Origin of the sequence: Gordonia sp. PP30, assembly GCF_023100845.1 — a bacterium.
In the GTDB taxonomy this organism is placed as follows: Bacteria; Actinomycetota; Actinomycetes; order Mycobacteriales; family Mycobacteriaceae; genus Gordonia.
The window spans coordinates 216,882-239,123 of sequence record NZ_CP095864.1 but is presented as its reverse complement, the minus strand read 5'-3'; the positions used below and the strand labels follow the sequence as shown (position 1 = coordinate 239,123).

Genomic DNA, 22,242 nt, shown 5'->3' with positions numbered 1-22,242 from the left:
TTGGCGGGAGCGCCCAATTTCGCGCGCCAGATTCTCTTCTCCGTGCAGAGACGACACGCACCTGCCGACTTACGTTGGAAGCCATGAGCCTTGCGGTCGCCCTGCCCGACGACGATCCCTTCCACCTGCCGCGCAACGGCCTCGATCGGCACGCACCGGGCACCCTGCTCGGAGCGCGCGAGGTCCAGCTGGCCGTGTTCGGCACCATCCGGGTGGTGACCCGGGCGTGGCAGCTCCGTTTCCGCACGACGGACCTGCGCGGGCGGCCCGAGGTCGGCATCACCACCGTCCTCCGCCCGGCGGCCTCCCGCGGGATCCTGTCGTACCAGTGCGCGATCGACGCGGTCTCGCCGCGCTGCTTCCCGTCGTATGCGCTGCGGCAGGGCTCGCGGGCCCACGGGGCGCTCGCGCGTCTCGAACTGCCGCTGATCCTCGCCGCGGCGCGGCAGGGCTGGACGGTCTCGGTGCCCGACCACGAGGGGTTGCGCGGGCACTTCGGCGCCGCCCGGGAGCCGGGGTATCGCGTGCTCGACGGCCTGCGCGCCACCCGCGAGTTTCTGAACGAACCGTCACCCACACCAGCGGCGCTATGGGGCTACTCCGGGGGCGGACTCGCGACCCTGTGGGCGGCCGAGGCCGTCGACGCCTACGCACCCGGCCTCGGCGTCGTCGGTGCCGTCGCGGGGGCACCGGTCGGCGACCCGGGCGCGACGTTCCTCCGCCTCAACGGCGGCCGCTTCGCGGGATTCCCGTTCGTGTTCATCGCGGCGCTGTGCCGGGCCTATCCCGAACTCGACGGCGTCCTCACGCACCACGTGTCCCCCGAGTTCCGTGCGCGGATCGCCGCGAGCGCGGACCGGACCACCGTGGCGGTGCTCGGCCGGTTCGCGTTCCGCGACCTCGGCAAACACCTCCACTTCGGGCTCGACGCCCTGCTCGCCGACCCGGTACTGGCGCGCGTCCTGACCGACATCCGGCCCGGAGACGTCGCCCCCGCCGTGCCTCTCCTGGTGCAGCAGAGCCGCCGGGACGAGGTGATCGCCGCCGCCGACATCACCGCGCTGGTGGATCGCTACGCCGACGCGGGCGCCTCGGTGATCCACCGTGAGCGAGCGCGCGGCCGGCACCTGCCCACGCAGTTCCGCGTGGCCCCGGAGGCCCTCCGCTGGCTCGCCGGCCGGCGCGAACACGCCGGAGCCGGAGAACCCGTCAGCTCGGGAAGGTGAGGAGCTGCGGCGTCGACTGCTCGTTGCCGGAGCTGCCGGTGCCGAGGGTGTTGTTGCCGCCGTAGCCCCAGCACCACACCTTCTGATCGGTGCTCTGCGCGCACGTCGTGCTCGACTGCGTCATCACCGTACGGATGTTCTCGCCCGCCAGCCCGGCGACCATGGTCGGCGTCCCGTTCCAGGCGGTCTTGCCGTCGCCGAGCTGACCGAACCGATCGGTACCCCAGCACCACACCTTGCCGTCGGCCACCACGCAGGCGGTCTCGACGTCGGTGGCCACCGCGGTCGCGTTCGCCGGGGCGCCGGCGACCTCCTTCGGTGCGTACTCGCGCGAGCCGTTCTGGGCCTCCATGTCGTGCCCCCAGCACCACACCTTCCCTGCGGCGATCGCGCAGGTGGTGAAGTCGTACTTGCCGTCGGTGATGCTCTTGCCGATCGACACCGCCGTGACATCGCTCAGCACCGTCACCCGGTTCGGCGAGAGCCGATTGGTGGAGGTGCCGTCACCGAGCTGGCCACTGCCGTTGAGCCCCCAGCAGTAGAGTTCCTTCTTCGCGACGGCGCAGGTGCTGCCACTGTTCATCACCACCCTGGTCACCCCGTCGAGCCCGTTCACCTTGGTGACCGCGGTGACCTTCTCGGCGGTCGAACCGGTCCCCAGCTGACCCTCGTCGTTGTTGCCGAAGCAGTACAGCTCGGCGTCTCCGGCGATCGCGCACGTGCCGCCGGAGCCGATCGCGACCGCCTGCACATCCTTCAGGCCGTCGACCTTCTTCGGGCTCCAGCGCGACTCGGTCGCGCCGTCGCCGAGCTGGCCGTACCGGCCCGAGCCCCAGCAGTAGAGTTCCTTCTTCGCCACCGCGCAGGTGCTCGTCACACCCTCCGACGCACCGCTCGGAATGTAGCCGCCGACGGCCACCGCGGTCACGTCGTCGAGCCCGGCGACCAGCTTGGGCGTGGTGCTCGCCGTCGACGTGCCGTCACCCAGCTGGCCGGTGTTGTTCGGACCCCAGCAGTACAGCTTCTTCTGGACGATCGCGCAGGTGGTGCTGTAGTACGACGCGACCTGCTGCTCGGGATGGGCCATCGGCGGCGGGCCGTCGTTCGACGACGGCCACCACAGCGGTGCGGTGGCGGCGACCGCGATGATCGCCACGGCGACCGCGGCCAGCGCGATCCACAGTCCGCGCTTGCTCTTGGCCGGCGCACCGGCCGGATACTGCCCGGCCGGCGCGCCGTACATCGGCGCGGTCCCGGGATAGGCGGGCGGACCCGCGGTCGCGTATCCGGCCACCGGCGGCGACATCGGTCCGGGATACCCCGGCTGACCGGGATTCGACGGGTACATCGGCTGCGACGGGCTCGACGGATTCGACGGGTAGGACGGCTGCGAGGGGCTCGACGGCTGCGATCCGACGGGCACGACCGGCGGGACGGGCGCGATCGTCGTCGCGGTACCGGCCGGGGTCTGCCGCAGCGCGCCGGCGAGTTCGGCGGCGAAGGTCCGGCAGTCCGGGTAGCGCTGCGCGGGGTCCTTGGCCATGGCTCGTTGCAGGACCGGATCGAGGGCCGCGAGGTCGGGCCGCACCGCGGCGAGCCGCGGCACCGGCTGGGAGAGGTGCGCGTTCATGATCGACGCCGAGCTCTCCCCCGCGTACGGCGCACGACCACTGAGCACCTGGTAGACGGTGCAGGCGAGCGCGTACTGATCGGCGCGGGGACCCGCGGCCTGCCCGGCGATCACCTCCGGCGCGGTGTAGTTGAGGGTGCCGACGATCGCGTTCATCGACGTGAGCTGCGGGGAGTCGGCGAGCTTCGCGATACCGAAGTCGAGCAGCGAGGCCCGCGCCACCGAACCGTCGTGATTCTGGGTGACGATGATGTTGCCGGGTTTGATGTCGCGGTGCACCACGCCGCGGCCGTGCGCGTAATCGAGCGCGTCGGCCACCTGCCCGATCGCCTCGACCAGCGCGGCCGGGGTCAGCGTGGCCTTCGTCAGATCCACACCTTGCAGGTGGTTCATGGTGAACCAGGGCCGGCCGTCGTCGACGCCGTAGGCGTAGATCGTGACGATGCTCGGGTGATCGAGGGAGGCCGAGAGTCGTGCCTCGTTGGCGAACCGCTCACCGAACTCCGGATTGCCGGCGCCCGCCGCCGAAATGAGTTTCAGTGCTTCGCGGCGGTTGAGCTGCGGATTCTCGACGAGGTAGACCTCGCCCATCCCACCCCGCCCGAGCTGCGCGACCACGCGGTATCCGGCAATGGTCGATCCCGGTTCGAGCGCCATCTTCTCTCCTCGTCTCCGCGCCCGCGACCGCGGTGCGCTCCCCTGACCTCGCAGATAACGTACCGTCGCAGCCGCGGCGCCGTCACCATGACCTCGCAGGTCATGCCCGCCGCACGCCGCCCGGGGCTACGGTGGAGCACCATGACGACCGCCGGTTCCCTGATCCGCACGTGGCGGCAGCGGCGCCACCTGTCCCAACTCGACCTCGCCCACCGCGCCCGGGTGTCGACCCGCCATCTGAGCTGTATCGAGAACGACCGCACCCGCCCGACCAGCGCGATGCTGCTGCGCCTGTGCGCCGATCTCGGCGTGCCGCCGCGCGAACAGAACCGGGTGCTGCTCGCCGGCGGCTACGCGCCCGCGCACCCCGAACACGGGCTCACGACCCCGCCGATGGCCGAGGTCAACGCGGCGATCGAGATGATTCTCGCCGGTCACCTCCCGTATCCGGCGCTGGTCGTCGACCGGCATTGGGATCTGGTCGCCGCCAACGACGCGGTCTGGGCGCTTCTCGACGGCGTGGCACCCGATCTGCTGGAGCCCCCGGTGAACGTCCTGCGCCTCTCCGTCGACCCGCGAGGGCTGGCCCCCTCGATCGAGAACCTCGACGAATGGCGCGGAGCGCTGCTGGTCCGCCTGCGACACGAGTACGACGCGGCCCCGGACGACGAGCTCGCCGAGCTGATCGACGCGATCGCGGCCGGCGGCCCCGCGGCACCGCCGGCGGCCACGTCGATCGTCGTACCGCTGCGGCTGCGCCGGGGAGGGCAGGTGCTGTCGTTCCTGTCCACCACCACCGTGTTCGGCACCGCGCGCGAGGTCACGCTCGCCGAACTCGCGATCGAGGCCTTCTACCCCGCGGACCAAGCGACACGAGACGCGCTGACGCGTGGGCAGCCCGCGCCGGGAAAGTGACCGCTCTCGGCGGCGGACCTCGCTGCCCCGGGCGATCGGTCGCGGGTCCTGTCGACGCCGAAATCTGTCGCGGGGCACAAGGCGGATCCGGCAAGATCCGCGACGTCTGTCGGCCGCCGGCAGAATCCGCTACGGATCCGGGTCAGCGAAAGAGGCGGCTCGTCGCCTGGCCGGTCGCGACGAGGGTGCCGTCCGTCCCGCGGACCGCGACGTCGGACTGGGTGAGCGAGCGCGTCCGATGCACCACGGTCGCCACGACGTCGACCGTGCCCGTCGCCGGCCGCAGGTAGGCGATGTTGAGGTGACTGGTGGCGCCACCGGTCACACCGTCGTCGTCCCGGATCCCGGTCGCCAGGGCGGCCGCCGCGGCGATGTCGATGACGGTGGCGATCACGCCGCCGTGCAGGACGCCCGGGACGGTGACCAGCCGGTCGGCGAAGGGCAGCCGGAGGTGGATGCGGTCGTACTCGGCGTCGACGAGCTCCACGCCCGAGGTCTCCGCGACCGGTGATCCGAGAAGTATCTCTTCGATCCAGTGCTTCGCGGTGGCGCCGATCTCTCGGCTCCGCGGACGGTCGTCGGTCGTCGTGCTCGTCATGATCGGCCTCCGGGGGGTTGACGGTCTGACCGGTCCCACTGTTCCCGTCCGGCCTCCCGCGGTCCATGACCTCCGAGGTCATCGGTGGACCCCGCGTGACAGATCATTTCCCTGCGCTTTCGCTTCACCTGCGCCGGTGCGGCGCCTCAGTCGTCGGACCCCACGCCCAGGAGCACCAGGTGCATCGAGGTCAGTTGTTCGACGCGCTCGGCCACGTCCTCGTCGGGACCAAGCAGCGTTGCGAAGTGCTGGATGGTCCCGACGACGGCCTCGGCGACCACTTCGGGTTCGGCGACAGGCCGGGCGATTCCGTCAGCGGTGAGCTGTTTGATGTAGTTCACCATCCTGCGGCGTGGCCGTTCGTGTATCTCGAGCCAAAGTTCCCGGATCTGCGGATCAGCGAGGGCCTGGTGCTCGATCACCGTCAGATTGCCACTGTTGTCGCGGTATGCGGCGAGGAAGGCCCGGGTCGACTCCCGCCAGAGTTGGTGAGGACCGACCGCATCGCCGGTGGTCTCGTGTGCCCGGAGGAACTCGTCGCGCACCTGCTCGGCCAGTGCCCGGAAGACGTCGGCCTTGGTCGAGAAGTACAGATACACCGTCGGCCTGGACACTCCCGCGGCCTCGGCGATCGCCGCCATCGAGGTCCGGGCATATCCGTATTCGGCGAAGACGTGGGAGGCCGCGTCGATCACCGCGGTGCGGGTCTGATGGTCGCGGCCTTCACGAGCGGTCCGCGCTCGCGCCCACGTCCCATTCGACATCAGTTCTCCCGGTTCACCTCCGCCGCAATCGCGCGGCGCAGTTTGTACTTCTCGATCTTATTGGTCGGGGTACGTGGCAGGTCGTCGAGGATCCGGACGTGACGCGGTCTCATGAACTTCGGCATCGTCTCCGCGGCGAACCGATGAATGTCGTCCTCGGTCAGTTCGCTCCCCTCGGAGACGACGCACGCGACGATGTCGTCCTCGTCGCCCTCGCCGCTGCGTACCGCGAACGCGGCACACATGGTGACGGCCGGGTGCTGCGTCAGCAAATCCTCCACCTGGTACGACGAGAGGTTTTCGCCGCGCACCCGTATCCGGTCACCCATCCGGTCGATGAAGTGGAAGACGCCGTCGGCATCTCGCACCACCGAGTCACCGGTATGCAGCCAGAGGTTTCGCCAGCACTCGATGGTCTTGTCCGGCTTACCGAGGTACTCGGTCATCAGGAGGCCGGGCAAGTTCGGCCGCAGCGCCAGCTGCCCGGGTTCCTCCACTCCGCACGGGCGGTCGTCGTCGTCGAGCACCGCGACGGTGAGGAAGGGTGTCGGCGCACCCATCAGCCCTTTACGCGTCACCTGGCCGGCGCCGAGCACCGTCATCCGGTGCGCGGCCGCCACCGCGCGCATCTGCTCGCGACTGTATCCGCGGTAGAACTCCGGGGGTGTGGCCGCGCCGATCTCCGTCTCGTCGATCAGCACAGCCAGCGACGCACCGGATTCGGTCTGTCCGAACCCCGCGTTGACGAAGTCGAAGCCGAATCGCGCCGCCACCTGCGCGTGGTGACCCGGGAGTGGTTGCATGTAGACCTTGTTGAGGGTGTTGTGCGCATCGGTCGCCGACGGCTCGGCGTTCAACAGCCACGGAATCATCACATCAAGAAGGATGGCGGTGGTGGCGCCGCGGCGGTCGATGCGGGACCAGAATTCGCTCGGGCTGAACCGGTCCCACAGTGCGACTTCGCAGCCGCGCCAGATCGCCCGCGCGACGTTCGCGATCGCGCCACCGACGTGATACATCGGCAGGTCGTTGTAGACCACGTCGTCGGGGGTGAGACTGCATCGCAAACCGAAGGTGTACTGGGCCATCCAGCGCACGGGCTGCAGCACGCCCTTGGCGGGTCCGGTGGTACCGGAGGTGTAGATGAGATTTGCCGGATCGTCGAACTCGATCTGCACCTTCGGGGCCGCGTGGTCGGCGACCAGCTCATCCCAGGATCCGGAGACGACCGTCGCGCGATGCGCCGTCCCCAGCAGGTACACCGGCGGTACCGTCGAAAGCTCGTCGGCCACGTCGTCGATCCGCCCGATCAACTCGGCATCGGTGATGATCAGAGCCGGCGCGGTGTCGTCGAGCTGGTAGGCGAGCAGTCGACCGGCGAAGCTGAAGTTCACCGGACTGTAGACGGCACCGGCCTTCCAGATCCCGAACATCGCCAGCGCCGCGAGACGTGAATTGGTGGTGAGGACACTCACCCTGTCGCCCTTGGTGACGCCGCGCGCGGCGAGGTTACCGGCGATGGAATCGGTGAGCCGCGCCAGTTCGGCGAATGTCGTCTCCGAGTCGTCCTCCCCGTAGTACATCGCGATGCGGTCGGGAGTGGTGGCCGCCCAGTGTGCGAGTCGTTCGAGCGGTGACTGGCCGTCACGGGTCAGCAGTTGCTCGAGATCGGCCGAAACCGGGCCACCGGCGGAGTCGTCGTACGAGGTCATGGGTCTCCTCTGTTCAAGTGGGGGTGAAGGGATGCGGGGGTCAGGGGCGGGTGCCGAAGCGCGGACGGCCGAGATGCTCGGGGAGGAGCCGGTAGGCGTCGTGCACCCAATCGCACAGCAGAGCGCGGCTCTCGCGAGGGTCGATGATGTCCTGCACACCGAATCGTTCCGCAGTTCGGAACGGCGAGCCGATCGCCTGGATCTGGCGGCGGAGCCGCGCCGCCTCGGCGGCCGGGTCCGCCACGGTGGCGAGGTGAGCCGCGAATGCGGCCTCGACCCCGCCCTGCACCGGCAGCGATCCCCAGTCGCCCGACGGCCAGGCCCAGCTGCGCGTGCATCGGTGCCGGTTGACGATCCCGGCTCCGCCGACCCCGTAGACCCGCCGCAGGATGAGCTCGGCCTGCGGGACCCTGGCCTGATAGACAGCGCTCAAGGCCCGGGCGCCGTGCCGGATCGTTGCACGGCTCTCGGCGACCGAGCCGATCGACATGCCTGCCTGATCGGTGAGGCTGACGATCGGAAGATGAAAGGTCTCGCACAGGTCCACCAAGCGGGTAATCGCCAACGCGCCTTCGACGGTCATCGTCGCCCCTTGGAAGGGATCGGAAGCGAGGACTCCGACCGGATGCCCGTCCAGACGTGCCAGCGCGGTGACGGTGCCTGCACCGTACTCGGCATATCGGAACACCGATCCGGTATCGAATACCGCCTCCAGGATCGGGGCGATGTCGTACGGGCGGCGCTGATTCCGGGGAATCGCCGAGAGCAGTAGCTCATCCCTGCGCGCCGGATCGTCCGTGGACTCGATGATCGGCGGGACGTCGAAGACGCTGGCGGGGAGGTAGCTCAGGAAGTCGCGGATCACCGCGGCCGCCTCGGCTTCGGTGGTGACGATCCGCTCGATGGTGCCGTTGCCTGAGTGCACCGCCACGCCGCCCAGCTCCTCTTTGCTGAGGTCCTCGCCGGTGGCACTGCGCACCAGCGGTGGGCCTGCGGTGAACAGCTGTCCGACGCCGGCCACCATGATCGCCAGATGCGACATGACCAGCCGTGCGGCACCGAGGCCCACGGTGGGCCCCAGCCCCGCGGCCACCACGGGGATCACCGACAAGCTGTCGACGACAGCGTCCCACCCGGGATTGACCGGGACATAGGTGTATCCGGCGTCCACCGCCATCTTGACGCTGCCGCCACCACTTTGCCCGTCGAGCAACCGCACCATCGGAATCCGCATCTCGTTGGCGTACTGCTCCAACCAGATCTGCTTCTGGTGGATCGATGCGTCGCCGGCGCCGCCCCGCACCGTGAAGTCATCGGCCCCCACCACGGTCTTGCGCCCGTTCACCCGCATCGTCGCGGCGATGAAGTTCGTCGGCATCACCTCAACGGTGGCCAGTTCGTCGTCTCGCCGTGCGAATCCACTGAGCGCACCGATCTCGGCGAGCGAGTCGTCGTCGGCAAGCAGCGCGAGACGCTCGCGGGCGGTCAGCCGTCCGGTGGCGTGCTGGCGCGCGATCTTCTCGGGACCGCCCAGCTGTTCGGCGAAGCACCGGCGCCGCGCGATCTCCGCCACCTCCGCGGACCAGTCCTCGGCCCGCTCCACCGACCGGACGGTCCGGTCCTCCGCGGGCGATTCCGCCGGAACCAAGACGGCGACCACGTCTCCGACATTCACCAGATCGCCCGGTTCGACGGCGAGGGTGAGGACGACGCCGCCGTGCACCGCGCGGACGGCGTGCTCCATCTTCATCGCCTCCAGGACCAGCAGGGTCGCCCCGGCGGCCACCTCGTGCCCGGACTCGACCACGATCTCGGACACGGAGCCGGAGATGGCTGCGCGGACGGCCACCGCCCCGTCCGGGATCTCAGTCTCCTCGCGGGCGCCCGCCGACTCGGCGACGGTGCGCGGGCCGGCATCGGCGAGTTCGTGCGCCAGCAGGCGATCGATTCGGCGTGCCACGAAACCGGTGTCCCATTCCCCGGACAGAAAGTCCGGGTCGGTCACGATCGCATGACCGAGGGCGCGGTTCGTGACTATTCCACCGATGCCGAATTCGGCAAGTGCGGCCGCCGCCCGCCCCGCGGCGGCCACGAAGTCCGGCGCGGTGGCGACGACCTTGGCAAGCAGCGAGTCGTAGCGGGGCGACACCTCCATCCCGGCGTAGACGCCGGCGTCGACCCGCACTCCGGGGCCGGACGGGGCCGCGAAGCCGGTCACCTCTCCGGTCCCGGGAATCGGGCGTCCCTGCGTGTCCAGAGTCTCGGCATTCACTCTCACCTGCACTGAAGAGCCGCGCACCCGGGGCGGCTCCGTCAAGCCCAGTTCGGCCAGGGTCGCCCCCTCGGCGAGCGCCAGTTGTGTCCGTACCAAGTCCACTCCGGTGATCTCCTCGGTGACGGTGTGTTCGACCTGGATCCGCGGATTGGCCTCCATGAAGTAGAAGTCCGTGCCACTGACCAGGAACTCCACGGTGCCGACTCCCCGATAGCGCAGCGCACCGGCCAGGTGCGTCGCCGCACCCAGCAGCGCGGCCCGCAGCCCGGGCTCAAGCACCGGAGCGGGTGCGACTTCGACCAGCTTCTGATGCCGCCGCTGAACGCTGCAGTCACGTTCCCAGAGGTGTGTGACCGCTCCTGTGCCGTCCCCGATGATCTGAACCTCGATGTGCCGGGGCGCATCGATGAGTTTCTCCACATACAGGTCTCCATTGCCGAATGCCGCGACGGCCTCTCGGGCACAGCGTTCGTAGGCCTCGGTGACGTCGTCTTCGGTGACGCACGCCGCCATACCTCTGCCGCCCCCACCGGCCAGGGCTTTGACCATGGTCGGACCGTTGTCGGCGAGGAACGTGCGGGCCTCGTCGAGCCCGACGGGCCGGTCGATGCCCGGTAGCACCGGTACCCCTTGGGTCGCCGCGAACCGGCGAGCGCTGGCCTTGTCGCCGAGTAACCGCAAGGTATCCGGACCCGGGCCCACCAGGGTGATTCCGGCCGCTGCGCAGGTCTCCGCGAAGGCCGGATCCTCACTGAGGAAGCCGTAGCCGGGATGCACGAATCCGGCTCCGGCCGACCGTGCCGCGCGGACCACCGCGCGGGCGTCAAGATATGCGGCCGGACCCGTTCCGGGCAGGAGGACCGACTCGTCGGCGCGTGCGACGTGTAGTCCGGCGGCGTCGTCGGCCGGATAGACCGCGGTCGACCGCCATCCCGACTCCCGCGCGGCGTGTAGCACCCGCACGGCGATCTCGCCTCGATTGGCAACCAGTACTCGATTCATCATCCACTCCTTGACGCTGACGTCAGTGTCAGACACTGACTGTACCGCGCCGGAAGGTCGAGTAGGTGATCCCCCGCGCGGGGATCGTGCGATCGACCTTCTCCTCGCATTTCGACGACCTCGGGCACCTACTGCGCGCAGGCGCAATCACCGAGATGACCACGACAGCCAGGCTCTGGCCCGACCACGGCGGCGAGATCACCCGGAACGAACTAGGTTCGGCGCTGGCGGAAGTCGTGGAGACCTACCGCGGAAGCGAAAATCTGTTCGCCGCAATGGCGGCGACCTCGACCACCGCTCCGCCAGAGCCGATTCGGCAAACAACTGAGGCCGGGCCGGGAGATACTCCCGGACCCGGCCTCATCTGCGGAGACGGAGGGATTTGAACCCCCGGTGGTTTTACCCACGCTCGCTTTCAAGACGTAGGCGGTCATAAACGCGAGTTCCTGGCACCAATTTCGCAGGTACTGCAACGATGTCGGCGAACGAACGCGGATTGGCAGCACAGCATCGAAGCATCGTGTGTCATGTGTGTGTCATGTCGGCCGCGCTCGGCGTGCGGCTGCGAAAGGCCCGTCGGGGCGCCCCAGAAGCGTTCCGCCCGATGCGACCGGCGGCGCGATCGTGGGGCGAGCACGCTGCGAAGCCGAGAACGCCCCACCGGAGCATCCGGTGGGGCGTTTCGCTGTTCCGGGACCACGGGAGCAAGTCGGTAGGTGTCGACGTGCTGGGGAGGGTGGCATGGGTGGGCGTTGAGAACGGCCTGTTTACACCACCCTCGCTCCACGACTGTCGCCAGAAACTGGCTAGCAACGGTGGGAGCGGTCGGGTGCCGTAACAATCTCGGCCCCCTGTAACAAAATTGTTTGTTACAGGGAGCAACCGTGTTTACCCAGTTCAGCGACTTTGTTAGGGCACCCTTGTAACAATCTCTGATTGAAGGATTGTTACAGGTTTTGAAGGTAAGTTCCCTGGTCAAGGAGCTTTCGTCGTCGTTTGTAACGATCTCAGGGGTGTTCGAACGCGCTAGATGAGTTGCGATTCGGTTTCTCGTCGGGGTCCGTAGAGGGATCAGATCCTTCTCTATACGCAGCTGAGTTCGTTCAGAATTGTTACATCGCCACAATGGGCCCCAGCGACGCTGTGACCTGGGCATTTGCTGCCGATTCCTGTAACAATCTGGCCTCGCCAAGATTGTTACATGCCGGAATTGCACCTTTCTTGCAGACAGGTTGTGCACTGATTCAAGGCTTTCACGGCGAGCTGGCCGTGGCTGCGCCACTCGGCCTGCGATGATTGCAACGATTGCTCGCCGTTGGTAGAATAGCGGGTGAAGGCAAAACCCTGCCAGTCATTGCGATTGGTCAGGTCGCGAGATGTTCGACCCAGCGCTGCTGATGCCCTACACAAGCGTCGCGAAGCAACTGAAGGCGGACCAGCGTACGAACTACCGTCCCGGTGTGCGGGTTCGGTCACCGGGGTGCCGGTGGTTGGGCAGACTGCACAGCAAACGCGAGCCTTCCATCCGGGGAATCAGCAGGCGAATGGTCGACCAACCGCGGGCCTGAATCACAGTCGATGATTCAGGAGACCCATCGTGTCGACGATGTACGCGGGACTGCTGCACGTTTAGGTGACAGGTTGTAGTCACGCTGCGAGAGCGACGCTGTTGGTCATGATGGTCTCGAATTCGATGGGCGTCAAACGGCCGAGGCGGGCTTGCCGGCGGCGGCGGTGGTAGGTCCGCTCGATCCAGGTGACGATCGCGGTGCGCAGCTGTTCTCGGGTGGTCCAGGAGCGGCGGTCGAGGACGTTCTTCTGCAGCAGCGCGAAGAAGCTTTCCATAGCGGCGTTGTCTCCGCTGGAGCCGACTCTTCCCATGCTTCCGACCATGCGATGACGGGTCAAAGCGCGCCGGAATTTGCGGCTTCGGAATTGAGACCCCCTGTCCGAATGCACCACACAGCCGGCGACATCGCCGCGCATCGCGACGGCGTTCTCGAGCGCTCGGACGGCCAATCGGGACCTCATCCGAGAGTCGATCGAGTACCCGACGATCCGGCCACTGAACGCGTCCTTGATCGCGCAGAGGTACAGCTTGCCCTCCGCGGTCGGGTGCTCGGTGATGTCGGTCAGCCACAGCTGGTTCGGTGCGTCCGCGGCGAACACGTGCCGTGTCCGGCCGTGCTCGTCGACGACGGCGCAGAGGTCGTCGTGCACGGGCGGGCCGGGCTTGCGAGCCTTGCTGCGCTTGGGTTTGCCGAACGCGCTGAACCAGCCGTTCGTCGAGGCGATACGCCACGCAGTCCGGTCCGCCATCGCCTCGCCGTTGCCGCGGGCCTCGTCGGCCAGGAGCCGGTGCCCGAACTCAGGGTCGTCCCGGTGGGCGTCGAACAGAGCGTTCGCGCGATAGGCCTGCACCACCTCGCTCGGGGTGATGGGGTTGGCCAGCCACCGGTAGTAGGGCTGGCGGGAGAGCTTCAATACCCGACACGTCACCGTCACAGGAACCCCTGCGGCGGCGAGCTCGGTCACGAGCGGGTAGAGCCTTTTCCCGGCAGATTCGCCTGCGACAGATACGCCGCCGCACGGCGCAGCACCTCGTTCTCCTGCTCGAGGAGCCGGTTCCGTCGGCGCAGCTCACGGATCTCCGCGGACTCGGTCCGAGACTGACCCGGCCTGGCGCCCTCATCGATCTCGGCTCGACGCAACCACTTCTGCAACGTCATCGGATGGACCCCGAAGTCTTTCGCGATCTGCTCGATCGTCACTCCAGGTTCACGGTTCTGAGCGACGCGAACCACGTCGTCACGAAACTCGGACGGGTAGGGCTTGGGCACGATGGCCATCCTTCCAGGCCCACCCTCCCAGGCAAGCCAGATCAGATGTCACCTATCCGTGCAGCAGTCCCGGCTCTATGCTGCGTCCATGGCATGGATCAGGGGTGGACATGCGGTCATCGCGGCGGTCGGTGCTGTCGGGTGGTGGATGTACCTGGTGGGGGCGGTGGTCTCCTGCGGTGTGTGGCGCATCGGCGAGACATTCGCGTCGGGGGTGACGGATGACGGGTGGGCTGCCTACATCCCGGGTCCTGCGAGGTACACCTCCGATCCGCAGACGATCGCCGACTACCAGATGGCCTTCACCCGCGACAACGACGTGAATGCCATCCGGGTCGTGGCGCTCGTCGGCCTGATCGCCGTTGTGGGCGCAGCGGTCGCGCTCATCGTGCGCCGGCGCTCATCCCAGGCCGTCGTCGCGTTGGCAACGCTGGTGGTGTCGTTCCTCCTCGTCGAACTCGCTGCCAACGGGTTCGACGAGGTCGATCTGCGCCCGGCGCTGACGTTTGTCGTCCTTCTCGTCGCCGTGGCATTGCGGGAGTTCACGTGGCGGCGGGCAACGGCCCCCGTTGCGCAGCCTCAGGTCGGATAAGCGCAGCAGCAGTCCGGAGAGCGGGGTCAGTCACCGGTGAGAACGGCGAGCCGCGCAGTCCGCGCGGCGAGACTTCCTGACGAGTCGGCTCGGCGGGCGTAGGGTCGCGCGCATGACCGGATCCAGTGGAACCCCAGTCAGCGGGGCTCAGGCGACCGAGGTGCTCTCCGATCCGTGGCGGGTGCTCACCAGAACCATCCACGCGGTCTATCTGACCGGGAACATGGTCACCGGCGGTGAGTTCGTCGCGAAGATCATCGAGGCGTCTGAAGTGGCGGGGCATCACCCCGATATCGACCTGCGGTACGGATCGGTGCATCTCGCGCTGACGACGCACAGTGCCCACCGGCTCACCGAAGCCGATGTGGCCCTTGCCAATCGGATCGCGGAGATCGCGCGGGAGATGGACCTGCAACCTACCGTCGACTCGCCGGCCACGTTTGAACTGGCCATTGATGCGCGCGACATCGCATCGGTGAAACCGTTCTGGCGAGCCGTGCTGGGCTACACCGACAAACCCGAGGCCACACTGGACGATCTCGTCGACCCCCACGGGATCCTGCCCGCGGTGTGGTTTCAGCAGATGGATGAACCCCGCCCACAGCGCAGCCGGATGCATGTCGACCTATGGCCTGACTCGTGCCACTTTCGGGTGAGTTGGATCGGCGGGCTCTCGCTACCTGGGGTTTCGTTCTGATTTAGTGTCATTTTGGGTCACTAAATCAGGTGTCTACGATCGTCGGTGTGGGCCTGTTCGTCCGGAAGGTACGTACCGCGTCGGGTGCGACTGCGGTGCAGATCGTGTCGAAGGAACGCGGCGTGCGCCGGATCGTCGAGCACATCGGCTCGGCGCACACCGACGACGAGCTCGCTGCCCTACTCGAGGTCGCCGATACGAAGATCCACGCAGGTCAGCTCGCATTCGATCTGAACTCGCTGTCGCCGGCTAAGGTTTCTTCCATTCCGGAGGTCGCCGGTTCGCAGTCGCGTGTCCTGTGGGAAGTCCTCGACAACGCCTACCGTGATCTCGGGTTCGACCAGGTCGGTACCGAGACGTTCAAGCAGTTGGTGTTGGCGCGGATCGTCGAGCCGACCAGCAAAGCCGACACGATCCGCGTCCTGGCCGATCTCGGCGTTCGGTCGCCGTCGCTGCGGACGATCTGGCGCACGCTCAATCGCAGCATCGCCGAGGACTGGCGCAGCCAGCTCGCCGCGGCAGCGTTCGCGCACGTCACCGCCGACGGCGCGCTGTCGATCGTGATGTACGACGTGACCACCTTGTACTTCGAGGCCGAGAACGAAGACCGGCTCCGCAAGGTCGGGATGAGCAAGGAACGGCGAGTCGATCCGCAGATCCTCATCGGGTTGTTGGTCGACCCGACCGGGTTCCCGCTGGAAGTACACGCCTTCGCCGGCAACCGCGGTGAGACGACGACCCTGCTTCCTGTGTTGAACGGGTTCCGCGAACGGCACGGACGAGCCGACGTGGTCGTTGTCGCTGACGCCGGTATGCTCTCGGCAGCGAACCTCAACGCGCTCGAGGAAGCCGGGTTCGACTTCATCGTCGGATCCCGAACCGGTTCAGCCCCAAGGGATCTGGCCGACCACTACGACCGGGTCGGGAACTTCTTCGCCGATGGCGCCACCGTCGAGACCACCCGGGAGATGGGAACCGGCCAGGCGAAGCGGACTCGGCGCGTCGTGTGGCACTACTCGCGGGCCCGCGAACGCCGCGACAACATCACCCTCAACAAGCAGATCGAGCGCGCGCAAGACATCGCCGAAGGACGACGGCCGCCGAAGAAGGACCGGTTCGTCTCCCTCGGCACCCGACCCGGCGTGAACTGGGATGCCGTGGAGAAGGCCCGCGAGTACCTCGGGCTGAAGGGCTACGTCACCAGCATCTCCACTGAGAAACTCGCTGGTGACAAGGTCATGGCCGCCTATCATGATCTGTTCAAGGTCGAGGCGTCGTTTCGGATGGCCAAGACCGACCTGAAAGCGCGGCCGATGTTCCATCACGAGCGTGACTCGATCGAGGCACACCTGACGATCGTGTTCGCCGCACTCGCAGTCACCCGACACCTGACCGAGACTTCCGGCTACTCGATCAAACGCATCATCACCGCGCTACGCCCAGTCCGGGATGTCATGATCCGGATCCGCGGCCAGCACGTCATGGCCGAAACACCGCTCGAGGGCGACGCCGCCGACATCGTCGCCAAGCTCCGAGAGTCAGCAGGGCACTAACCTCGGCCTTTCACGGGTGAATTCGACGCGCCCTTGCTGAAGTAGGAAGAAAGGTGCTCTCACCTGCGATAATTGGAGTTGCGACACTACCGATTACGCAAAGAGCGAGGAGCACCTTTCTGGTGAGCGACTCTACCGTGTTCTACCCACAGGTCCAGGCCACCGGCGACGGCGCGGGGCTGGTGTCCCATGCCGGCGCGATCCTGCTGACCCGGACCGCCGAAGTCAGCGCCCTGACGGCGGCTCTGTCGCGGGGGCTGGGGCGGTGGCGTAAGCCCCTGGCCACTCATGATCCGGGCAAGATCGTCGCCGATCTGGCGGTCTCGCTGGTCGCCGGCGGTGACTGCCTCGCCGACCTCGCGACCCTGCGCGGCCGGAACGAAGTATTCGGGCCGGTCGCCTCTGATCCGACCGTGTCCCGCCTGATCGCCGACCTGGCGAAGTCTCCGGCGGCAGCAATAGCGGCGATCGCCGGTGCACGCGCCACCGCACGATCGCGCGTGTGGACGCTGCTCGGTGGGCACGCACCGAACGCCGGTATCGACGCTGCCACACCGTTGATCATCGACCTGGACGCGACCCTGGTGACCGCGCACTCGGACAAGGAGTCCGCAGCGGGAAACTACAAGGGCGGCTACGGATTCCACCCGCTGACCGCGCACATCGACCACGGCCCCGGCGGCACCGGCGAAGTCGCGACGATGCTCCTGCGCCCGGGGAACGCCGGAGCGAACACTGCCGCCGACCACATCACCACCCTCGGCCACGCCCTGGCCCAGATACCCGGACTCCCCACACGGCCCGGCCGCAAGATCCTGATCCGTGCTGATAGTGCCGGCGGCACCCACGACTTCCTCGACCACCTGACCAAGCTACGGGTCTCCTACTCGATCGGATTCGGCCTGGACCAGCGCCTCGGCGATCTGGCCGACGCCCTCCCGGCAGCGGCGTGGACCCCGGCCTACGACGCCGAACGCACACCACGGGAGAACGCTGACGTCGCCGAACTGACCGGCCTGATGGACCTGTCCGGCTGGCCGGACGGTATGCGGGTGATCGTGCGCCGCGAGAAACCCCACCCCGGCGCCCAACTGCGCATCACCGACCGCAACGGCTGGCGGCTGACCGCGTTCGCCACCAACACCCGCCGCGGACAGCTGGCCGACCTGGAACTACGCCACCGCCGACGCGCCCGCTGCGAGGACCGGATCCGCCAGGCCAAAGACTGCGGCCTACAGAACCTACCGTTCAAGACCTTCGCCCAGAATCAGATCTGGCTCGCCGTCGTCGCTCTCGCCCTCGATCTGAACGCGTGGATGCAGATGCTCGCCCTGACCAGCACCGACGCCCGTACCTGGGAACTGAAGAGTCTCCGATTGCGGTTGTTCGCCACCGCAGCCCGTCTGGCCCGACACGCCCGCACCCGTCGCCTGCGATTCGACAACCAGTCCCGACACACCAGCCTGCTCATCACCGGCCTCACCAGACTCGAGGGATACCGAAACACCGGCTGAACAGCACAAAAAGAACCGGCCCAACGACCCAAAGACCACCCTTCGGACCCGTGAAACCCGACCGCACACCGACGGCCTCGGCGATCCAGTCGTACCTCACAGCCATAATCAACCCTGCCGCAACCAATCCGAACACCTCAGGCCGGGATCAGCGCCTCACGAAAGATCGAGGCTAAAGTGGCACGAGTCAGGTATGGGTGCCCCATGACGTCATCCATGAACGGCTGCAGGCAGCCATCGGTGCTGGCGGGCAGTTGCTCACCGACGAGCATGCACCGCAGTTCTGGGTGCTCGCCGACGCCGAAGGCAACGAGATCTGCCTGTGTACCTGGCAGGATCGCGACTAGTTGGGGGATCGAGCGATCCTGTCACCGCCTGCTACCGCCGAGGCATCAAGAGCCGCTCGGCGTCCGTGTCGTCGAAGGCGATCAGCGATCGGATTTGTCGCGGGACGCCAGTGACCGTCGCAGTTTGTACTTCTCGATCTTGTTGGTGGGGGTGCGCGGAATTTCGTCGACGTGGACAAAGGACCGGGGTCGCATGAACTTCGGCATCACCGCCGCGCAGTGGTTTCGCAACTCGTCCTCGTCGAACCGAGAACCCTCGGCGATCTCGACAAAGGCGATGACATCGTCTTCCTCGCCCTCGGTACTCGGCACCGCCACGACGGCCGCAAGAGACACCGCGGAATGCTTCATGAGCATCTCCTCGATGTGATAGCCGGAGATGTTCTCACCGCGGACTCGGATACGATCCCCGATCCGGTCGACGTAGCAGAAGCCGCCGTCGTCGGTTGCCAGGGCCGCGTCGCCGGTATGGAACCACAGATTTCGATTGGCCTGCGCGGTGGCCGCCGGCTTCTCCAGGTATCCGTCGAAGAGGACAAAGGGCAGGCGGGGCCGCAGCGCCAACTCGCCGACGACACCCGGCGCGCATGTTTGGTCGAACTCGTCGACCACGCGGGCTTCGGTGAAGAGTCCGGGCTTGCCCATGAAGCCCTTCGGGGTGTCTTGGCTTCCCGACATCGTGGGCAAACCGAGTGAGGTAAAGGATTCGGTCAGCTCGGCGTGGCTCATCCCGCGGTAGAGATCCGGGGGAGTGCCGAATCCTTCGGGAACCTCCTCGATGAGGCCGGCCAATGCATTGCCACTTTCGGATTGGGCAAAGCCGCAGGTGACGAAGTCGATTCCGAAACGGGTGGCGAATTCATTGTGATTTGCCGGCAGTGGCTGGAGGTGCACCTTGTTCAGTGAGTTGTATCGATCGCGTTCGCTGGGCTCGGCGTTGAGCAGCCACGGCAGCATGACATCGAGGAGCACTGCAGAGGTGGCGCCGGATTGCTCGATGCGATCCCAAAAGGCGTGCGGGCTGAACCTATTCCATAGCGATACGGTGGCGCCCACCCAGAGTGCCCGTGTGACATTGAAATGAGCTCCGCCGATGTGGTACATCGGGAGGTCGTTGTACACGACGTCATCCGGGCCGATGATTCGACGACCGACCCAGATGTAGGCGGCAATCCAACGGTGGGACTGAACAACTCCTTTGGAAGGCCCGGTGGTCCCCGAGGTGTAGATGATGTTGGCGGTATCGGCGAAGACGGGCGAATGGTCGATTTTGTCGGCCGGGGTGAGCAGCGATGACCACGCTACGGTTTCGAGAGTGCGATCATCGCCGTCGTCCGCTGTCACGAATATCGGCCGGAACTCGAGCAGGTCGATGATGTCGGTTACTGCCGAATGGAATTGGGAATCAAGCACAACCACCGACGGGGCACTGTCGCGAAGCACATATGCCAACAGATCACCGCGATACTGGTGATTGAGGGGTGCATACACCGCACCGAGCTTCCAGCATGCGTACATAACCAGGGTGGCGGTCAGTGGATTGGTGCTGAGCACTCCCACTCGGGCCCCTTTGACCAGCCCGAGCTGCACCAGATTTGCGGCGATATTGTCTGTCTTCTCATCGAATTCGCGATAGGTCAGCTGCTCCCCGGTCTCGCCGTAATGGATGGCGACCTTCTGGCCCCGGCTGGAAACATGGTGGGCGAGCGCATGGATCGCGGTCGGGTGGTCGAACTCGAGTGCCGAGAGCAGTTCGGCCTCGAGTTCAGGGTTGGCGAGTTGGGGGCGGATGGTGGAGATGGTCGTCATGATTCCTACTCGAGATCTGGCGGGAGGTGGTGGACGGGTCGGCAGATGGCCTGCTCAGAAGGACGCCTCAGGGGCTTGCATGACGTCCAGATCGATGTCGCTGACGATCTCCGCGAGTGCAGAGAGCTCCGGAAGTATGTTGTGCGCAAAGAACTTCCCGACCATGACCTTGCCTCGGTAGAAGTCGGAATCAGCGGCGTCGGTCGAGGCGTCCAGTACACGCTGGGCAGTGGCCGCCTGGTCGAGCAGGAGCCACCCGATCAGAAGGTCGCCGAAGGCCAGTAGCGCCCGGACCGAGCCGAGTCCTGCCCGATAGATCGCGGGGCCGGGCGTGGTGGCGGCGGTGGTGAGCGTGTCGACGATGGATTTGACGTCCTGCGTGGCGGCAGCCAGGAGCGCTCGTTCGGTGGGGAACGGGCTGTCATCGTCTGCGGCGAAGTCGTCGATTTTCTGCATCAGATACCCGAAAGCGGCTCCGTTGTCACGCAATATCTTGCGGAACAAGAAGTCTTGGGCCTGGATCGCTGTGGTGCCCTCATACAGTGAATCGATCTTCGCATCGCGGATGTACTGCTCGATCGGGTGGTCTTGCAGATACCCGGAGCCGCCGAAGGTCTGCAAGGACTCGGTGAGGTACTGGTAGGCCCGCTCGGAACCGACTCCCTTGACGATGGGAAGCATGAGATGGTTGATCCGCTTGACAAGGTCACCCGTTGCGCCGGAGACGTGTTCGGCGACGCTGGAGTCCTGATGCGCGGCGGTGAACAGGTAGATCGCGCGCAGCCCCTCGGCATAGGCCTTTTGCAGGGCAAGGGAGCGGCGCACATCGGGATGGTTGATGATGGTGACACGCGGGGCGCCGGCATCGGTCGCGTGTTGTAGATCGGGACCCTGGACGCGCTCCTTGGCGTATTGGAGTGCATTGAGGTATCCGGTCGACAAGGTGGCGATCGCCTTGGTTCCGACGACCATGCGAGCATTCTCGATCACGTCGAACATCTGGGCGATTCCGTTGTGGGTCTCGCCCACGAGCCACCCGGTGGCAGGGATGCCGTGTCCGCCGAATACGACCTCGCAGGTGGCTGAGGACTTCAATCCCATCTTGTGCTCGAGGCCGGTGACAAAGACGCCATTGCGATCACCGAGTTCTTCGCTCTCCCAGTCGAAGTGGAACTTGGGAACGTAGAAGAGCGAGAGTCCCTTGGTTCCCGGTCCGGCGCCCTCCGGGCGAGCGAGGACGAGGTGAAAGGTGTTCTCGTAGAGATCATCGGAGTCGGCGGAGGTGATGAATCGCTTGGTACCTTCGATATGCCAGCTGCCGTCGGGTTGGGCGATGGCCTTGGTGCGACCGGCTCCGACGTCGGAGCCGGCCTCCGGCTCGGTGAGGGCCATCGTCGAACCCCAGCCGCGGTCAACGGCGATGCGGGCCCAGCGCTGTTGTTCGGGGGTGCCGTTGCGGTACAGGACCGATGCTGAGGCGGGACCGGAGTCGAGCATGAAGGCCGCGGGGTTGGCGCCCAGCAAGAGCTCATTGACCGACCAGCGAACCATCGAGGGCATGGGCAGCCCGTCCAGCTCGGCCGGCAATGCGAGTCGCCACCATTCTGCCTTCCGTGCGGTGGCGACCGCATGCTTGAAGTCGGCGGGTAGGTGAACGGTGTGGGTACCGGGATCAAAGGTGGGCGGAGTGCGGTCTGAACTGGCGAAACACTCGGCGAGTGGCCCCTCGGCGAGTCTGCGCACCTCGGTCAGGATGTCGTGCACGGTGGGCTCGTCGATCTCGCCCCATTCCCCGGTGGCCAGTACGGGCCCGAGGCCGAAGTGCTCGAAGAGGGCGAACTCCATGTCGCGGATATTGCTGATGTAGTGGCTCACGGCCGCCCCTTTGTCCGATTTCAGATTGTGCTGCTGCGGGCACAACTGTATCCGCGTATTGACATTGATGTCAACTTCAATACAGGTGTTCGGAAGGGGCCTCCGGTGGCGGTGGGAGTGCGCGTGATGGCATCGGCCGATGCCTTTTCGGTCCACGCTGTCTGCCGGAGAAGTACCGGAGACGTGCGTCGGGGAGGTACGTCGCGGAGGTGGGTCGTCGGGTAGATGTTCGACGT

Annotated in this window: 15 protein-coding genes and 1 pseudogene; 8 read left to right on the top strand and 8 right to left on the bottom strand. The window is 66.6% G+C overall.

The features are described 5' to 3' along the window. Positions 1–83 precede the first annotated feature (83 nt). The gene (locus MYK68_RS01065) at positions 84–1,226 is read left to right on the top strand and encodes a lipase family protein (RefSeq protein ID WP_247865787.1); all 1,143 of its coding nucleotides are present in this window, start codon (positions 84–86) and stop codon (positions 1,224–1,226) included. On the opposite strand, the gene MYK68_RS01060 is transcribed toward MYK68_RS01065, so the two are convergent. After that, entirely contained in the window at positions 1,210–3,513 is a 2,304-nt protein-coding gene (locus MYK68_RS01060; RefSeq protein ID WP_247865786.1) for a protein kinase domain-containing protein, read from the bottom strand. The two genes, MYK68_RS01065 and MYK68_RS01060, sit on opposite strands and share 17 nt — an antisense overlap. 141 nt (positions 3,514–3,654) lie before the next feature. Between MYK68_RS01060 and MYK68_RS01055 the strand changes: the two genes are divergently transcribed. Further along, on the top strand, positions 3,655–4,428 hold the full coding sequence (locus MYK68_RS01055) for a helix-turn-helix domain-containing protein (protein ID WP_247865784.1): 774 nt from the start codon (positions 3,655–3,657) through the stop codon (positions 4,426–4,428). Positions 4,429–4,570: 142 nt separating this feature from the next. Here MYK68_RS01055 and MYK68_RS01050 read toward each other — a convergent pair whose 3' ends face one another. From MYK68_RS01050 to MYK68_RS01035, 4 genes are all read right to left on the bottom strand, one after another. After that, the gene (locus MYK68_RS01050; protein WP_247865782.1) at positions 4,571–5,026 is read right to left on the bottom strand and encodes a PaaI family thioesterase; all 456 of its coding nucleotides are present in this window, start codon (positions 5,024–5,026) and stop codon (positions 4,571–4,573) included. A gap of 146 nt (positions 5,027–5,172) precedes the next feature. Further along, positions 5,173–5,790, bottom strand: a complete 618-nt coding sequence (locus MYK68_RS01045; protein WP_247865780.1) for a TetR/AcrR family transcriptional regulator — start codon at positions 5,788–5,790, stop codon at positions 5,173–5,175. Beyond that, positions 5,790–7,502 (bottom strand): AMP-binding protein, encoded by a 1,713-nt coding sequence (locus MYK68_RS01040; RefSeq protein ID WP_247865778.1) that lies wholly within the window; start codon positions 7,500–7,502, stop codon positions 5,790–5,792. The genes MYK68_RS01045 and MYK68_RS01040 overlap by 1 nt, the downstream gene beginning before the upstream one ends. Before the next feature lie 40 nt (positions 7,503–7,542). Continuing rightward, positions 7,543–10,782 carry an acetyl-CoA carboxylase family protein gene (locus MYK68_RS01035; protein ID WP_247865776.1) on the bottom strand — a complete coding sequence of 1,080 codons (3,240 nt, stop codon included), beginning with the start codon at positions 10,780–10,782 and terminating at the stop codon, positions 7,543–7,545. Positions 10,783–10,844: 62 nt separating this feature from the next. On the opposite strand from MYK68_RS01035, the gene MYK68_RS01030 reads away from it, so the two are divergent. Next, positions 10,845–11,165, top strand: coding sequence for a hypothetical protein (locus MYK68_RS01030; RefSeq protein ID WP_247865775.1), 321 nt, complete (start codon positions 10,845–10,847; stop codon positions 11,163–11,165). Positions 11,166–12,426: 1,261 nt separating this feature from the next. Here the strand turns inward: MYK68_RS01030 and MYK68_RS01025 are convergent. Further along, positions 12,427–13,619, bottom strand: a protein-coding gene (locus MYK68_RS01025; RefSeq protein ID WP_247865341.1) for an IS3 family transposase whose coding sequence is annotated in 2 segments (ribosomal slippage) — positions 12,427–13,332 and positions 13,335–13,619 — 1,191 coding nt in all. Because the reading frame shifts where the segments join, the coding sequence is not laid out codon by codon here. Between the two features lie 88 nt (positions 13,620–13,707). Between MYK68_RS01025 and MYK68_RS01020 the strand changes: the two genes are divergently transcribed. The 5 genes and pseudogenes from MYK68_RS01020 to MYK68_RS01000 form a co-directional block, all read left to right on the top strand. Continuing rightward, on the top strand, positions 13,708–14,211 hold the full coding sequence (locus MYK68_RS01020) for a hypothetical protein (protein ID WP_247865773.1): 504 nt from the start codon (positions 13,708–13,710) through the stop codon (positions 14,209–14,211). Positions 14,212–14,323: 112 nt separating this feature from the next. After that, positions 14,324–14,908 carry a 4a-hydroxytetrahydrobiopterin dehydratase gene (locus MYK68_RS01015; RefSeq protein WP_247865771.1) on the top strand — a complete coding sequence of 195 codons (585 nt, stop codon included), beginning with the start codon at positions 14,324–14,326 and terminating at the stop codon, positions 14,906–14,908. A gap of 47 nt (positions 14,909–14,955) precedes the next feature. Next, the gene (locus MYK68_RS01010) at positions 14,956–16,461 is read left to right on the top strand and encodes an IS1634 family transposase (RefSeq protein WP_502798338.1); all 1,506 of its coding nucleotides are present in this window, start codon (positions 14,956–14,958) and stop codon (positions 16,459–16,461) included. A gap of 122 nt (positions 16,462–16,583) precedes the next feature. After that, positions 16,584–17,975: an IS1380 family transposase gene (locus tag MYK68_RS01005; protein ID WP_247865770.1), complete on the top strand. Its 1,392-nt coding sequence runs from the start codon at positions 16,584–16,586 to the stop codon at positions 17,973–17,975. Positions 17,976–18,166: 191 nt separating this feature from the next. Further along, positions 18,167–18,322, top strand: a pseudogene (locus tag MYK68_RS01000) (VOC family protein); the annotation flags it as partial. Positions 18,323–18,403: 81 nt separating this feature from the next. Here MYK68_RS01000 and MYK68_RS00995 read toward each other — a convergent pair. Together MYK68_RS00995 and MYK68_RS00990 are read right to left on the bottom strand one after the other, a co-directional pair. Then, positions 18,404–20,131 (bottom strand): class I adenylate-forming enzyme family protein, encoded by a 1,728-nt coding sequence (locus tag MYK68_RS00995; protein ID WP_247865769.1) that lies wholly within the window; start codon positions 20,129–20,131, stop codon positions 18,404–18,406. A 54-nt stretch (positions 20,132–20,185) separates the two neighbouring features. After that, the gene (locus MYK68_RS00990) at positions 20,186–22,006 is read right to left on the bottom strand and encodes an acyl-CoA dehydrogenase (protein WP_247865768.1); all 1,821 of its coding nucleotides are present in this window, start codon (positions 22,004–22,006) and stop codon (positions 20,186–20,188) included. Positions 22,007–22,242: the final 236 nt, after the last annotated feature.